14 protein-coding genes are annotated in these 13,302 nt (G+C 72.3%); 5 read left to right on the top strand and 9 right to left on the bottom strand.

Going from position 1 to position 13,302, the window contains the following annotated elements; genetic code table 11:
* Positions 1 to 17: 17 nt before the first annotated feature.
* The 5 genes from CLV67_RS51850 to CLV67_RS12925 all read right to left on the bottom strand — a co-directional run bounded on the left by CLV67_RS51850 (position 18) and on the right by CLV67_RS12925 (position 5,925).
* A complete protein-coding gene (locus CLV67_RS51850) occupies positions 18 to 1,748 on the bottom strand; it encodes a nitronate monooxygenase (protein WP_170153828.1) in 1,731 nt (576 codons plus the stop codon).
* A 1,017-nt stretch (positions 1,749 to 2,765) separates the two neighbouring features.
* Positions 2,766 to 3,209 carry a hypothetical protein gene (locus tag CLV67_RS12940; RefSeq protein WP_106317816.1) on the bottom strand — a complete coding sequence of 148 codons (444 nt, stop codon included), beginning with the start codon at positions 3,207 to 3,209 and terminating at the stop codon, positions 2,766 to 2,768.
* 104 nt (positions 3,210 to 3,313) lie between these two features.
* Positions 3,314 to 3,865 (bottom strand): uridine kinase family protein, encoded by a 552-nt coding sequence (locus CLV67_RS12935; protein ID WP_203736904.1) that lies wholly within the window; start codon positions 3,863 to 3,865, stop codon positions 3,314 to 3,316.
* Positions 3,862 to 4,989, bottom strand: coding sequence for a molybdopterin-binding protein (locus CLV67_RS12930; protein ID WP_106318200.1), 1,128 nt, complete (start codon positions 4,987 to 4,989; stop codon positions 3,862 to 3,864). The genes CLV67_RS12935 and CLV67_RS12930 overlap by 4 nt, the downstream gene beginning before the upstream one ends.
* A gap of 111 nt (positions 4,990 to 5,100) precedes the next feature.
* Entirely contained in the window at positions 5,101 to 5,925 is an 825-nt protein-coding gene (locus CLV67_RS12925; RefSeq protein WP_106317814.1) for an NmrA family NAD(P)-binding protein, read from the bottom strand.
* A 51-nt stretch (positions 5,926 to 5,976) separates the two neighbouring features.
* Here CLV67_RS12925 and CLV67_RS12920 point away from each other — a divergent pair, with 51 nt between their 5' ends.
* The gene (locus CLV67_RS12920) at positions 5,977 to 6,813 is read left to right on the top strand and encodes a hypothetical protein (protein ID WP_106317812.1); all 837 of its coding nucleotides are present in this window, start codon (positions 5,977 to 5,979) and stop codon (positions 6,811 to 6,813) included.
* Positions 6,814 to 6,843: 30 nt separating this feature from the next.
* Here CLV67_RS12920 and CLV67_RS12915 read toward each other — a convergent pair whose 3' ends face one another.
* Positions 6,844 to 8,016: a sensor histidine kinase gene (locus tag CLV67_RS12915; protein WP_170153827.1), complete on the bottom strand. Its 1,173-nt coding sequence runs from the start codon at positions 8,014 to 8,016 to the stop codon at positions 6,844 to 6,846.
* A gap of 542 nt (positions 8,017 to 8,558) precedes the next feature.
* Here CLV67_RS12915 and CLV67_RS12910 point away from each other — a divergent pair.
* Positions 8,559 to 9,206: a hypothetical protein gene (locus CLV67_RS12910; protein ID WP_106317809.1), complete on the top strand. Its 648-nt coding sequence runs from the start codon at positions 8,559 to 8,561 to the stop codon at positions 9,204 to 9,206.
* A 1-nt stretch (position 9,207) separates the two neighbouring features.
* On the opposite strand, the gene CLV67_RS12905 is transcribed toward CLV67_RS12910, so the two are convergent.
* A complete protein-coding gene (locus CLV67_RS12905; RefSeq protein WP_106317807.1) occupies positions 9,208 to 9,951 on the bottom strand; it encodes a maleylpyruvate isomerase family mycothiol-dependent enzyme in 744 nt (247 codons plus the stop codon).
* A gap of 92 nt (positions 9,952 to 10,043) precedes the next feature.
* On the opposite strand from CLV67_RS12905, the gene CLV67_RS53305 reads away from it, so the two are divergent.
* The 3 genes from CLV67_RS53305 (at position 10,044) to CLV67_RS12890 (ending at position 12,117) form a co-directional block, all read left to right on the top strand.
* Complete coding sequence (locus tag CLV67_RS53305; protein WP_239166084.1) at positions 10,044 to 10,877, top strand: VOC family protein; 834 nt, start codon at positions 10,044 to 10,046, stop codon at positions 10,875 to 10,877.
* Positions 10,864 to 11,523, top strand: coding sequence for a hypothetical protein (locus tag CLV67_RS12895; RefSeq protein ID WP_106317805.1), 660 nt, complete (start codon positions 10,864 to 10,866; stop codon positions 11,521 to 11,523). The genes CLV67_RS53305 and CLV67_RS12895 overlap by 14 nt, the downstream gene beginning before the upstream one ends.
* Positions 11,524 to 11,631: 108 nt before the next feature.
* Positions 11,632 to 12,117: a hypothetical protein gene (locus CLV67_RS12890; protein WP_106317803.1), complete on the top strand. Its 486-nt coding sequence runs from the start codon at positions 11,632 to 11,634 to the stop codon at positions 12,115 to 12,117.
* 12 nt (positions 12,118 to 12,129) lie between these two features.
* Here CLV67_RS12890 and CLV67_RS12885 read toward each other — a convergent pair whose 3' ends face one another.
* Together CLV67_RS12885 and CLV67_RS12880 are read right to left on the bottom strand one after the other, a co-directional pair.
* The gene (locus CLV67_RS12885) at positions 12,130 to 12,876 is read right to left on the bottom strand and encodes a hypothetical protein (RefSeq protein ID WP_106317801.1); all 747 of its coding nucleotides are present in this window, start codon (positions 12,874 to 12,876) and stop codon (positions 12,130 to 12,132) included.
* A gap of 19 nt (positions 12,877 to 12,895) precedes the next feature.
* The gene (locus CLV67_RS12880) at positions 12,896 to 13,249 is read right to left on the bottom strand and encodes a DoxX family protein (RefSeq protein ID WP_106317799.1); all 354 of its coding nucleotides are present in this window, start codon (positions 13,247 to 13,249) and stop codon (positions 12,896 to 12,898) included.
* Between the last annotated feature and the right edge of the window lie 53 nt (positions 13,250 to 13,302).

The raw sequence follows: 13,302 nt of genomic DNA, 5'->3' as shown, positions 1-13,302 counted from the left end.
TTCCGCCCGGGACGCCCTCAGCGGGCTCTGCCGACGCGCAGGTAGTCGTCGATGAGCTGGTGCAGGCGCTTGCGGCCGAAGCTCGGGCCGTGCCCGGGATGAACCAGGTCCACCGGCAGGTCGCGCAGGCGGCGCAGGGAGTGCGCGTAGCGTTCGGGGTCGCCACCCGGCAGGTAGTCGAGCAATTCGTCGTCGTAGACGACATCACCGCTGAACAGCGTGCCGTCGGCGGCGTCGAACAGGACGACGCTGCCGGGACTGTGCCCGGGCAGGTGCAACACCTGCAGAGCGCGGTCGCCCAGGTCCACGACGTCGCCGTCGGCCAGCGCCCGGGTGCGCCTCGCCGGACGTACCCGATAGGTCTCCGGATCGAAATCGACGTCCGGACGGGCCTTCAGCAGGTGGGCCGGCATGGTCACGTCCAGGCCCAGCTGGGCCGCCAGGACCGGGCCGAGCAGCGAACCCGGCGCCGGATCCTCGACCGCCTCCAGCGGATGGGCCCACACCTCGCCGAACTCGTGGGCGGACCCCATGTGGTCGAGGTGCGCGTGGGTGAGCACCAGCACGGGCTCACGGTCGAAACGCTCCCGTAGCAGCGGCACCAGCGCGGCGACGCCCAGCCCACAGTCGACTAGCACGTCCCGGTCACGGCCGCGCAGATGCCAGGCGTTGGCATGCAGAAGATCACGGGTGTACGGCTCGTCGACCACCGTGGTGCGCTCGTCGACGACCGTGAACCGGAACCACTCCGGCGTCACGGGCAGCTCGTCGTCCGGCCGTTCGCTGAGAAGCCCAGCCGCTCCCGCCAGCGCGTCCCCGGCCTGCCGCGCCAGCGCGGCGACGAGATCCACCGCGGACGGCAGCTCGTTGATCAGGTCGACGGCCTCACCGGCCCACACCGGCTGCGGCGGAATCACCCCCCGCTCCCGATCGTCCCGGTAGTCCTGCCGCGCCCGCGGATCCGTCCCGGCCTCGTCCTCGCGGCCACGCCACCGGTCCAGGTGCGGGTGGCCCAGCGTGCGGGCGGTGTAGGCCGGCGGCCACTTCGAGCCGCGAACGACGTCGAGCACGCTGCTGCGCTCGGTGTCCCGCCCGCGTCCGTCCAGGATCGCCTTGACGATCACCGGATCGGCCAGGGACTCGGTAGTCGCCTGGAAGCGGGTGCCGATCACCGCACCGGCTGCCCCCAGGGCCAGGGCCGCGGCGACCCCTCGGCCGTCGGCGATCCCACCGGCCGCCAGCACCGGAACGGGGCGCACGAGGTCAGCCACGACCGGGACGAACGGCAGCGTCGACCGCCCGTGCCGGGCACCGTGACCGCCGGCCTCGGTTCCCTGCGCCACGATGACGTCGGCGCCCAGGCCGGCCGCGCGGCGGGCCTCGTCGAGATCGGTGACCTGGATGATCAGGGCCGCCTCGGATCGGCGAACCATCTCAGCGTACGGAGACGGGTCGCCGAAGGAGAACATCACGGCACGAGGCTGGTACGCCAGCGCGCGGGCCACCGCGTCGGCGTCGATCGCCCAGGTCAGGAAGCCGACGCCCCAGGGGCGGTCCGTACGGGCGGTCAGGAGGGACACCTCACGGGCCAGCCAGTCCGGGTCACCGTCGCCGGCGCCCAGCATGCCGAGCCCGCCGGCCCGGGAGACGGCCGACGCGAGCGCACCGCCGGCCGTACCACCCATGGGGGCCAGAACGATCGGATGCCGGATCCCGAACATCCCGGTGAAGGTGGTCGACAGCGCCATGGTCACCCCTCGTGTGTTGAACGGTTCTCCGACTCTAGAGAGCTTTCGCAGTCGGGGTTGCCGGCCCGTCAGCCGCACCCGTCTGAGCCGTCGGTGGCGCTCGGTCGGCTGGTGGGCCTGGCGTTACCGTCGTGGGCTCCGGGGCCGCGGGGTCGGTTACCGCCGCGGCTCGGTGCTGGACGATCAACTAGGGCCGTTTTCGGAGCCGGGCTCCGGGATAGAGCTGCCTCCGGCCCGGTAAAGGGTTCGCCGCCCACGGCTGGGCGATCAGACGGTCCGGAGAGGGGTTCGCAACCCACCGCTGGGCGATCAACAACCCGAGGAAGGGTTCACCGTCCACCACTGGGTGATCAACAGCCCGAGGAAGGGTTCACCGTCCACCGCTGGGTGATCAACAGCCCGAGGAAGGGGTTCGCCGGGCACGGCTGGGTGATCAACAGCCCGAGGAAGGGGTTCGCCGGGCACGCCTGGACGGTTAGGCGGCCCGAGACAGGACTGTCCCCACCATCCCCAGACTCTGAGCGTAAAAGGTGTCTGGAGAGGACTCCGGCTGCCCGCGGGGCGGTACACGAGCATCGACACCGGCCGCAGGCCGGCCGTCCGCGCGAAGATCTGCCGCCGGGCGATCGGCAGTGCCGCCGCGACGAGTCTTGTGACCTGGTCGTAGGCATGGTGAACGCGTGAGTGACCGCTCCCGGCGACGCCGCCCCGGCGACCCGCTGTGCGGCATGGGCACCGAGTTCGCCTACATGTTCCGGGCACGGGTTCTGCCGGTACCGGTTGTCGTGAAATGGCAGATCGGGAAGCGAGACGTCTCGCGCGTCCAGGGCGCCGCGGCCGTGCAGGGCGTCCAGCAGCCGGGCGGTCATCCGCCGGGTCACGAAGCCGTGCGGCCGGGGTCTCCTCGGCCAGTCGCACCAGGACCGGCGGCAGGCCCTCGGAGCTGCCGGTCACCCGGCTGCGCACCTCGACATCGATCATGTCGGGGGACCTTGGAGGAGGGGTACGACATTCGGCTCAGGCCGTGACGTCCCAGGGCGGGGTGAAGCCGCTCAGGTATGCCCGTGCGCGGGGCAGTGGGTCCCGCCAGTACTGATCGGGCATGCGGTGCAGATGGGTGGCGCAGAAGCCGGCCAGCCCGGCGGTGATCGGGACACGAGCGATCCGGCGGCCCTCGAAGGCGGTGTTGACCGCCAGCACCTCGTGTTCGGGGTTCCATCCGGCGGCGTCGAGCGCCCAGCCCTGCCAGGTGGCGTAGACGTGGAACGGATGCTCGTCACCGTCCATGACCATCGCCGTGAGGCCGATCTCGCGATCCGGGTAGGAGTCGCGGCAGGTGAAGGCGAGGATGTGACAGGCGCCGGCCGCGAAGAACGCCTGATCGCCGCGCTCCCAGGCGATCCGCTGGTCCGCGCGTTCGATCGGCGTGCGCCGGAACACTCCGGCAGCGACAGCTGGCATGCCGTGAATGGTAGGACGCGGTGGGCGGAGAGACGCGGCACTAGGATCCTGTTAAGAGCAGTTGAGAAGGAAGCGCCGCTGGAGCCGCCCACCGCTGGCGTCGATCATATGGCCGGCTGCGGATTCGCACACCCGCATTCCGCGCGGATCGCCGCGGCCGTCTCCGCGGCCGGACGGGAGCCGTCGACGACCAGGTCACAATGATCGCGCATCGGTTCGACGTGGCGCTCGTGGGCGTCGCGCCGATGATCCAGGTAGTTGGCCAGCAGCACGTCGAGCGGGAAGTCGCCGGTCACGCACTTGCGCTGGATCTTGCGGACCAGCCGCAGGTCGGCGGCCAGGTCGACGAACACGCCGAACCGGCGGTGCGGCGTCGGCGGGCTGATCCGTGCCGCGAACAGCCCTTCGACGATCACCAGGTCATGCCGGCGCAGCGCGGCTGTGGTGTCCGCGGTGAGCCGTCCGAAGTCGATCGACCGCGGGTCGCCGACGTCCAGCCGAGGGGTGCCGGTACGGTCCGGGATCCACACCCCACGGTCACGGCCGGTGACGTAGTAGTCGTCGCCGTGCAGCACGACCGCGTCGTCGAATGCCGCGGCGATCGTGGTCTTCCCCGCCCCGGCACCGCCGGTCAGCGTGAGCAGCAGAGGCGTCACGGAACGGTGAGGGTGGCCGCGGGCGAGCCGTCGGTCCAGTCGTCCGGGAGTACGGCGAGCATGCCTGCGGCCGCGGCCGCGTGCAGTCCGACCGGTCCGGCGGCGCTGAGCTCCCCGTCCGGACCGATCGGGACGATGCGGACCCCGCCCGGCATCAGTCTCGTGCTCCCGGCCACCGTCATGAGGGGCAACGACGCGGCGGGGCGTCCGGCGAGGGCGCCGAGGAGCGGTTCCAGCAGGGTCAGGGCGGCGACCAGTCCGGCGTACGGATTACCGGGCAGACTGACCACGAAACGCCCGTCCGGCAGCACCGCGAGCGCCTGCGGGTGACCGGGGCGGCACGCGACACCCCGTACCAGCCATGTCGCGTTCGCCTCGGTGAGCAGCCCGTGCAGGTGATCCGCCGCCCCCGACGACGACGAACCGCTGACCACGATCACGTCGGTACCGGCCGTCTCCAGCGCCGCGGTGAGCGCGGCCGGGTCGTCCGGCAGCAGCCGCGAGCCCGCGAACCGGCCACCGGCCCGGGCCGTGACGGCGGCGACCAGCCCGGTGAACACGTCTCGCACCTGGCCCGGCCCCGGCGCCCCGTCGGTGATCACCTCGTCCCCGGTGACCAGCATGGTGACCGCCGGTGCCCGGTACGCCAGCACGTGCTCGGCCCCGGCCTGCAGCGCGGCCGCCGCCACGGTCGCGGTGACCGTCCGCCCGGCGGGCGCGATCAGCACGCCGGGGGAGAGCGCGTCCCCCGTCCGCCGGATGTGCCGCCGCGTCCCGGCGGCACCGATGACCAGCCCGCCCTCGACCCGGCAGTCCTCGTAGGGCAGCACCGCCCCGGCCCCGGCCGGCACCGGAGCCCCCGTGGCGATCTCCAGCGCCGTGCCCGGCGCCAGCACCGCGCCACCGGCGGGTTCTCCGGCGAGGATCCGTCCGCGGATCGTCCACGGCCCGTCGCCGGCGATCACGTAACCGTCCATGGCAGCGTTGTCGAATGCCGGGACCGGCCGCTCGCAGCGCACCGCCGCGGCCAGCACGCGCCCGGTCGCCGCGACGACCGGCGTGACGTCGGCAGGCAGGGGTTTGGCGGCGTCCCGCGCGGTGGCGTAGGCCCCGGACCACGACATCTGCACCGGCCGAGTAGATCCGCCCGGTGTGTCACCGTCATGCCCGGCCCGCTGCCGTCGTGCGACCAAAACCTCACCCATCGTCCATCCCGAATGTGACCTTCCCGGGTTCTACAGGGCGGGGTTCCAGACCCCGCGGGCGGCGGCGTCGTCGGCGTAGGCGGCGAAGTCACGGCCCGGCCGTCCGAGGATCTTCTCCACCACCCCGGTCGGCACGGTGTCGCCTCGCTCACCGAGCCGGACGAAACTCCCGGTCAGCGCCTCGACCACCTCGTCGGGCAGGCCGTCGGCCCGCAGCGTCTCCCGGTAGGAGTCGGGGGAGGCGTCGAACACGATCCGGCGGCCGGTGGCCCGCGAGATCTCCGCGACGGCGTCACCGAACGACAGCGCCCGAGGCCCGGTGATCTCCACGAGCTGCCCGGTCAGGTCGTCACCGGTCAGCGCGGCGACCTCGACCGCCGCGATGTCGTCGGCGTCGATGAACCCCTGCCTTGCCCCACCGACCGGCAGGCACAGCCGCCCGTCGACGACGGACTGCCGGAAGAACGTCTCGAAGTCCTGGTGGAACCAGTCGGGACGCACGATGGTCCATTCCGCGCCGGAGTTCCGTACCCAAGCCTCGGTCTTCTGCAGTTGATCCATGCCCATGACCTCCAGGCCCCGATCGGAGTGCAGCACCACCCGCCGCACCCCGGCGCGCAGCGCCTCCGGAAGGAAGGCCTCCGGCAGCCCGGTCCGATCGGGAAGAAGAACGAACATGATCGGTACGCCCTCGAGCGCGGCCGCCCAGGTGCCGGGATCCTCCCAGTCGAAACGTCGCGCGGACCGGCGCGTGGCCACCCGGACGTCGCGTCCGGCGTCGCGCAGGCGTGCGGTGACCCGGCTGCCGACCGTGCCGGTCCCGCCGAGGACAAGAATCGGGCTCGTCTGGCTCATGACCCCACGCTAACCCGGCCGGGCGGGCGCCGCCGTGGGTGATGCGGCAGAGTGGAGCAGTGGCTTCCGGGCATGGTGCTGGCGCTGGTGCTGTCGTCGGCGCTGGTCCACGCGCTGTGGAACGTGCTGTTCGCGAAGGTGTCGCGCGGTCCCGCCGCGGTCGCCGTGGCCAACGCGACCGGGTTCCTGCTGTGGGCGCCGATCGCGCTCACCCGCTGGCGGATCACCGCCGAGGCGGTGCCGTTCCTGCTGTTCTCGGCCGTCTTCCAGGCCTACTACCTGGTGATGCTGCGACGTGCGTATGCTCGCGCGCCCGCTCACACGGTGTACCCGGTCGCCCGGGGTCTGGGCCCGGTCCTGGTGCTGGCCGCCGCCGTGGCCACCGGCGCCCGGCTGCCACCCGCCGCGGTCGCCGCGGTCGCCCTGATCAGCGCGGGTGTCTGGCTGACCGCCACCGGTGAGGTGGACCGCCGCGTCGTCACGTGGGCGGTGCCGGTGGCGATCGCGCTGGCCGCCTACCCGCTGGTCGCGTCGCACGGCCTCCGGTACGCCGGCCCGGCCACCTACCTCTGGCTGTCGCTGGCGCCGATCACCGCCGGATCGGTCGCGGCGAGCCTGATCAGGGCTCGGGGTTTCGCCGAGCTGCGGGCCGAGCTGCGCCCCGCGACCGTCGCCACCGGAGTCGGGATGATCGTCGCCGGCGGTCTCACCATGGCGGCGCTGTCGATGGTCGAGCCGTCCCAGGTGCCGGCGGTCGCCGCGCTGCGCGAGACCGGCATCCTGTTCGTCGCCCCGCTGTCCTGGCTCACCACCGGCACCTTCTCCCGCAACGCGGCCGGCGGCGCGGTCCTCGTGTTCGCCGGCGTCGCCCTGCTGGCCCTGGGCTGACCTGAGCAGGTCTCGTCGCTGCCGGACCGGTCAGGACGAGGTGACGATCGTCTCCGGCACTGCCGACGGGCGGGCGGCCGCGGGCAGGACGGCCTGGACGATGAAGCCGGTCGAGGTGGGTCCGGTGTGCAGGCTGCCTCCCGCGGTCTGCACCCGCTCCCGCAGGCCCAGCAGCCCGTGCCCGGTGGACAGCGCCGCCGTACCGGCCGCTCGCCGCACCGGCGCCTCGTTCTGCACGGTGACGGTGAGATCGTCGTCGGTCCAGGCCAGGCCGACCCGGACGGACGCCTGCGGCCCGGCGTGCTTGAGGGTGTTGGTCAGCGCCTCCTGCACGAGCCGGTAGGCGGCCAGGCCGACGCTGGGATCGAGCAGCCCGGGCGTACCCCACTCCTGGCGGGTTACCGTCAGCCCGGTGGCGCGGGCGTTGGCCAGCAGAGCGTCGATGCCGTCGAGGCCGGGCTGCGACTCGGCGGCCGGGTCGGTGCCGCCGGCGGACCGCAGTAGTCCCAGCAGCCGGCGCAGCTCGTTCATGGACTGCACACCGACGTCCTGCACCGTGTCGAGTGCGGCCTCGGCGCGGTGCGGATCGGTGACCAGCACCGCGCGGGCGCCGGCGACCTGGAGCACCATCACGCTCACCGCGTGGGCGACGATGTCGTGCAGTTCCCGGGCGATCCGCAGGCGTTCGGAGCGCACCGCGTCCGTGGTCTCCCGTTCCCGTTCGGCGGCGCGCTGCCGGGCACACCGGGTGCGGTATCCCAGCAGCCATGCGGTGCCGACGGCGAGCATCAGCACCAGCAGCATCGTGAACCGTAGCCGCGAGTCGTCGTAGTACTCGGAATACATGGCGAAGGGTAGCGAACAGGCCACCCAGCCGAGCAGCGACGAGACCGGCGTGCGCTGCACGGCGAGCGCGTGCAGGGCGACGATGATCCCGGTCATCGGCGTGTAGGCCTCGAACGTGACGCCGCAGCCGCTGGCCCACAACAGCTGGACGACCAGCACCGTGCCCGCGAATCGCCTTCGCAGCAGCAGCGCCGCCAGAGTCGCGACACTGCCGGCCGGGACCAGCCATGACGGGGCGTCCGCGCCGTGGAGCAGGGCGTCGTCGCCGTTCCACATCAGCAGGTCCAGCGCCACGGCGGCAGCCAGGACGAGGGACTCCGACAGCCAGGGAGGTATCGCGCGCCGGGAGGCACTCACCGCTTCCTCCTCTTCGACGACTTCGGCTTGAGGAGAGCGAAGACGTTCTCCGTGGGCGCTAGCTTGAGAAGGTGGGCGATGAACGCGCCGGCCCGGGGCCCGCTGCGGTGGTGCCAATTCAGAGGTCGGTGGGCGGGCGGTGACTTCACCTCCGTCGAGACCGGCTCGGGCGGCGGACCGGCCAGCGCGGGCTCCTGGCCACCGAACAGGACCACCGCCGCCACGATCGCGGTAGCTACAGTTATTTTCGTCTTTGTCGAGCTTTTGTCGGTCATGTGCATATTCTCGGCTCCGAGCTGGGGGCGCCGCGACTGGCATACGCGTTAATCAGGCCGCTTCGCGTACCGCTGGAGAGGTAAGCCTCTCGCGGTACGCCCAGCACGGGCCCGCACCACCCGGGACCTTGGTCGATCAAGCGAGGGCCGACCACATCCTCGAGGCCTGGCCGGCTGCCGGCGCATCGTCGAACGCCTCGGCGGCCGGATCGGCGTCGGCGACAACCCCGATGATCCTCAATTCCGGTGATCCTTTACCGTCGATCCGTGACATCACTGCCGGGGTACGACGATTCCGGGCTCGCCCGGGAGGCGCCCGAGCTGCTCGACGCGCCGGGGTTCTGGCCGGCGCACCTGGGCAGCCACCTGATGGAGTCCATGGACGAGGTCGCGGCGCTGTTCGGCGACGACCCGGACTCCGTCGAGAAGACCTACGCCCGGCTGACCGGCCACGACGCCTGGCCGGTGTTCTTCTTCGGCACCGGCAGGGACGCGCGCCTTGCCGTGGTCTACCGCAACTTCGCCGAGGACGAGGGCGTCGACTACCTGCTGATCCCGGACGGCGCGGAGGCGGTCACGTTCGCCACCGACGAGGGCGGGCAGTTCGGCCGGGGCATCACCTGGAACGAGCTGGCCGCGCTCGCCGACCGACAGCCCGGCGAGCGGTCCCGGGCCACCGTCCTGCTGCTGCTCGCGCCGATGCTCACGACCGTCGAGGTGCCTGACGACCAGGCCCGGGCCCGGCTCGCCGAGGCGCTGCGGACGGTCGCGGTCACCGGCGACGCGGACCTGATCGCCGCCCGGATCCTGCACCCGGACGAGGACGAGGACGACGACTACGAGGACGACGACTACGACGACGCTCGCCGGCCGGGTGGCCCGGAGACCGTCGTGGACCGGCTCCTCGCGCCCTGAGTCAGGTCAGTGCGTAATTGCGCAGCAGCTTGAGCGCGGTGGCCGCGTGCGGGCCGCTCGCCTTCAGGTCCGCCTCGGCGACCGGCAGGCGCTGGGCGCCGACCCGGCAGAAGTCGCCGGCCGGGCCACTGATCACGGACTCGGCGTCCGGGTCGCCCAGCTGCCAGGCCGAGCCGTCCGGCGCGACCAGGTCACAGCGGATCGGCGCGGGTGGGAGACCGGCCAGCCGGAAGGCGTACGGCAGTGTCGCGTGCCCCAGCCAGGCGACGTGCCGCAGACGGGCCGTGTCGGGATAGTCCAGCCCCAGCGGCACCGTGATGTCCAGGGCGTGCGCCCAGTGCTCGGCGAGCCGGGTGGTGGCCAGTGACAGCGGCTTCAGCGGCGTGGCCACCCACTGCACCGGCACGCGGGGGTCCGCCGCCCGCAGCGCCGCCACCGAGGCGCGCCGGGACGATCGCCACCGCCGCAGGATCACGTCCCCGTCGGCGCGTTCGGCCTCCACCAGCGCGTCCATCGCCGCGTCCACGGTGTCGCCGAGCTCGTGCCAGCGGATCGCGTCGGGCCGCCCGTCGACGGCGACCGGCACCGCCTCCTCGGTCTGCGCGAGGTGCAGCACCACGTCCGCGACGGTCCACCCCGCCGCGGCCGACGGTGTACGCCAGTCGTGGGGCGTGAGCCGGGACAGTACCGCCTCCAGCTGATCCTGCTCGGCTTCGAGGTCGTCGAGGACGTCGGTGGCGGTCACGGCGTGCTCCTTTGCGGAGAGTTCGTGTAGGACCGGTGCAGGTGGCGCGAAGAGGCCACGGCCGCAGCATAGAAGACCGTTAGCGTTCCCGCGTGCTCGTTCGAACCCGGCGCGGCCAGGTCACGGCCGCCACCACCGTGGCGGTCCTGGTCCTGATCGCCGACGCCCTCGTCGCCATGCTGATGGCCCTGCCGCTGTCGGTGAGCCTGCTCTTCCTCGCCGTCGACGAGGAGCCGGCCGCCACCGAGGTCCTGTTCGCGGTCATCGGCCTGCTGGCCGCGATCGCCCTGCTCTGCCCGGCGATGGCGACCCTGGTCGCCGGGGTGCGAACCCGTGCCGCCCACCTCGCCGGATGCGTGGTCACCGCCCTGATCGCCGTCGCGGCGGCCGGGCTGACCGCGATGGCGCTGCGTTACGGGTTCCCCTCGTGGTTCGCTCCGGCCAGCATCATCCTGTTCGCGGCCAACGTGCTCGCGCTGTTCCTGCTGACCGGGAGGCTGGGGCCCGCTGCGGGCACCTTCCCGGCCGCCTACGATCGGCGGATGGCCGTGTTCGCGCAGATCTCCCTCGGTGTCCACGACTGCGAGCGGGCCGGGGCCTTCTGGTCGCGGGCGCTCGGGTACGTGCGGCGGGCACCCCGCTGGGAGGGCGACGACTGGATCGTCATCGAACCGCCGCCCGGTGTCGCGGGCCCCGCCATCGCCATGGACCTCAGCGAGACCGAGCCGCCGGAGTTCCCGCGCATCCACTTCGACCTGCAGGCGCCGGACGGCGACCTCGCCACCGAGGTGGACCGGCTGGTCGCTCTCGGCGCGACCCGCGTCGACTGGCCGTTCTATCCGGAGCCGGGGGAGCGGCACCCGGACGAGCTGCCGTACGTGGTGCTGGCCGACCCGGAGGGGAACCGTTTCTGTGTCGCCGCCTGACCGCCTGATCGAGCGGGCCGGTGGTGTCTTCGAGGACGACGCCCTGGTCGACCGGGTCAACGCCGCCGTCCGCGCGATGTGGGACCGCCTGGACGCGCTGCCCCGCGACGATGCCGTCTGGGCCCTGGCCAAACTGCGGACCACCCGGTCGAAGGTCTACGAATACGCCCGGCAATGCCTGGACCGTGATCCGGCCGACGCCACGGCCCGGTGGACGCTCATCGGCTCCGAGATGGAGGCCGGCCGGTTCGGCGCCCTCGACCTCATCGCCTCCGATCCGGCCGGTTCGCCGTACGACCTGATCGCCGTCGCCGAATGGGTCTGGCTGGAGATGGGCCTCCCCGCGTGCCCGCACGTCGAGCGGGCCCTGCGGCACATGAACCCGCCACCGGCCGACGACCGCGCGGGAAAGGCGATCGCCCGATTCCGTACCGGACGATCGTTCTCGGACTCGATCGGTCGATACCGCTGGAGCGTCCTGCAGAACGCCCTGATCAGCTCCGCGGACGGCACCGAGGCGCGCGAGCTGCTGCAGGCCGACCCGTCGGCCGTCGACGACCTGCGCGATGCCGCCCGCTGGTGGGCCCGCTACCGCGACACCGACGTCAGCGCCCGGCTCGATGAACTCCGGGCCGGCGCATCCTGAACCGATGACCGGTATCGGACGGGTGAACCCGGCCGGGACGTTGAACGCGTTCCTCCGGGCGCCGGTATTCCGCGGTGTCAGACCACGACGAGTACACCGGAGGAAACCATGACGATCACCACGAGCACCCGGGTCGGCAACCGTTTCGCGCGCAACGCCGCGGTCGTCGCCGCCACCTCGGTGGCCCTGGCGGCGGCCACGATGCTGCAGGCGACGCCGGCCCGCGCCGACGTGGGTTCGCTGGTCCCGAACAAGCGGACCTGCGGCGTCGCGACCTGCACGGTCTACTGGTCGGTCGACCGCACGGCCGCGCTGCACGACGATTGGATGGAGACGATTCTCGGGACCGCCGAATGGGCAGGCAGGCTGGCCGAGGGCAAGGGGCAGTGGGGCAGGGCCGCGTCGATCGCGATCGAGGTCCGGTCCTACGAGTTCGAGCACATGCTCAGCGGCGCCGCGGAGGGTGGCCGGTGCCTGATCTACAAGTTCCCGAAGGTCCCCGGCGACCCGACGGTGAAGGCCATGTCGCTGGCGAGCGGCTGGTTCAGCCACGTCAGCATCAACAACAGCAACTGTGACCAGGGCCCGGAGTAGGACGGCAGCCCGTCAGTCGTCCTCCCCGTAACCTTCGGGGAGGACGATCCGGGCCTTCAACCGGCGGGCCGCCGTGCCGCGATAGCTGTCCAGGACGTAGGAGAGCATGTCGCGGACCTCGGGATCCGGGTGCTCGACCAGGAACTCCAGCTCCTCGGCACCGCCGCGGCGGCCGTGGGCCAGCGCGGACAGCGCGTCGATGATCTCCTCCGAGGTGGTCGCGGCCCGCAGGCCGGCCATCAACTGCACCTTGGGCGTACGCGGCTCGCGTGGCTCGAGACGGCGGCGAAGCCTGCCCGAGCCCGGGGTGCCGAAGGCCAGACACATCGGGCACGCACAGGGCCGGCGCCCGTGCGACCCGGGAACGTAGCGCCAGCCGGTGCCCTGCGGGATCGCGCGGACCCGTCGTACCTCCGCGGGTGTGATCCTTCTCGGCACGAAGATCTGATAGCCGCGCGGATCGTCCAGCCCCTGCAGCATCGCGACCGCCTCGGCCGCCGTCAGCCGGTCGGGTTCGCGGCCGTAGTGCCCGACGGTGACCGGCTCGGCGTCGGGAATCCGCAGGTCGGCGGCGACGAGCACGCCCGGGTTGAAGCGCCGCAACTCCCGGGTCCACTGGTGGGTGAGGGTGAAATCGGACAGCACCGCCATCGTGTAGACGCCACGGTCACCGTCCCAGCCGCGGCTGCGCGCGGCGACGCCGCCGCGCAGCAACCGTGCCGCGTTGCGCTGCTGGGTGATGTGTACGAGGTTCGGCATCACCGCGCAGCGTAGGCGCTCACCCCAGGTGGTACGACAGGTTTACCGCCAGGTTCGCGATCACCGTCGCGCAGAACACCGCCCAGCCGACCAGGTTGCGGGAGCCGACCCGCAGATGGGCGATCAGCGCGCCGGTGAAGTAGAGGACCAGGCAGACGGCGGCCGCGGTGCCCAGCGGCGGCACCGCGAACCCGAGCAGCAGCCCGGCCGTGCCCGCCGCCAGCAGTGATCCCAGCACCGGCACGTACCTGCGTGGGATGCGTTTCATGTCGGCCTGGGCCTTCGGATACTCGTGGCCGATCAGGTAGGTCACCGCGGCGCTGCCGGTGAGGAAAGCGGTGACGAGCGTGACGGTGACGTAGGCGGCGTGCATCGAAGGTCCTCCTCAGTGGCCGGTCACCGCGAGGACGATCCGGGCGATCGGTT

The sequence above is a fragment of the Actinoplanes italicus genome (assembly GCF_003001815.1).
Taxonomy (GTDB): Bacteria; Actinomycetota; Actinomycetes; order Mycobacteriales; family Micromonosporaceae; genus Actinoplanes; species Actinoplanes italicus.
The sequence above is the reverse complement of the archived record's forward strand: the minus strand, read 5'-3'. Positions and strand labels throughout refer to the sequence as shown.

Bases quoted from the DNA above. Each gene is read 5' to 3' on its own strand.
- CLV67_RS51850 (WP_170153828.1), bottom strand. From the start codon at position 1,748: ATGGCGCTGTCGACCACCTTCACCGGGATGTTCGGGATCCGGCATCCG.
- CLV67_RS12940 (WP_106317816.1), bottom strand. From the start codon at position 3,209: ATGCCAGCTGTCGCTGCCGGAGTGTTCCGGCGCACGCCGATCGAACGC.
- CLV67_RS12930 (WP_106318200.1), bottom strand. From the start codon at position 4,989: ATGTCGTGGTCCGGGGCCTACGCCACCGCGCGGGACGCCGCCAAACCC.
- CLV67_RS12925 (WP_106317814.1), bottom strand. From the start codon at position 5,925: ATGAGCCAGACGAGCCCGATTCTTGTCCTCGGCGGGACCGGCACGGTC.
- CLV67_RS12890 (WP_106317803.1), top strand. From the start codon at position 11,632: ATGACGATCACCACGAGCACCCGGGTCGGCAACCGTTTCGCGCGCAAC.
- CLV67_RS12885 (WP_106317801.1), bottom strand. From the start codon at position 12,876: ATGCCGAACCTCGTACACATCACCCAGCAGCGCAACGCGGCACGGTTG.
- CLV67_RS12880 (WP_106317799.1), bottom strand. From the start codon at position 13,249: ATGCACGCCGCCTACGTCACCGTCACGCTCGTCACCGCTTTCCTCACC.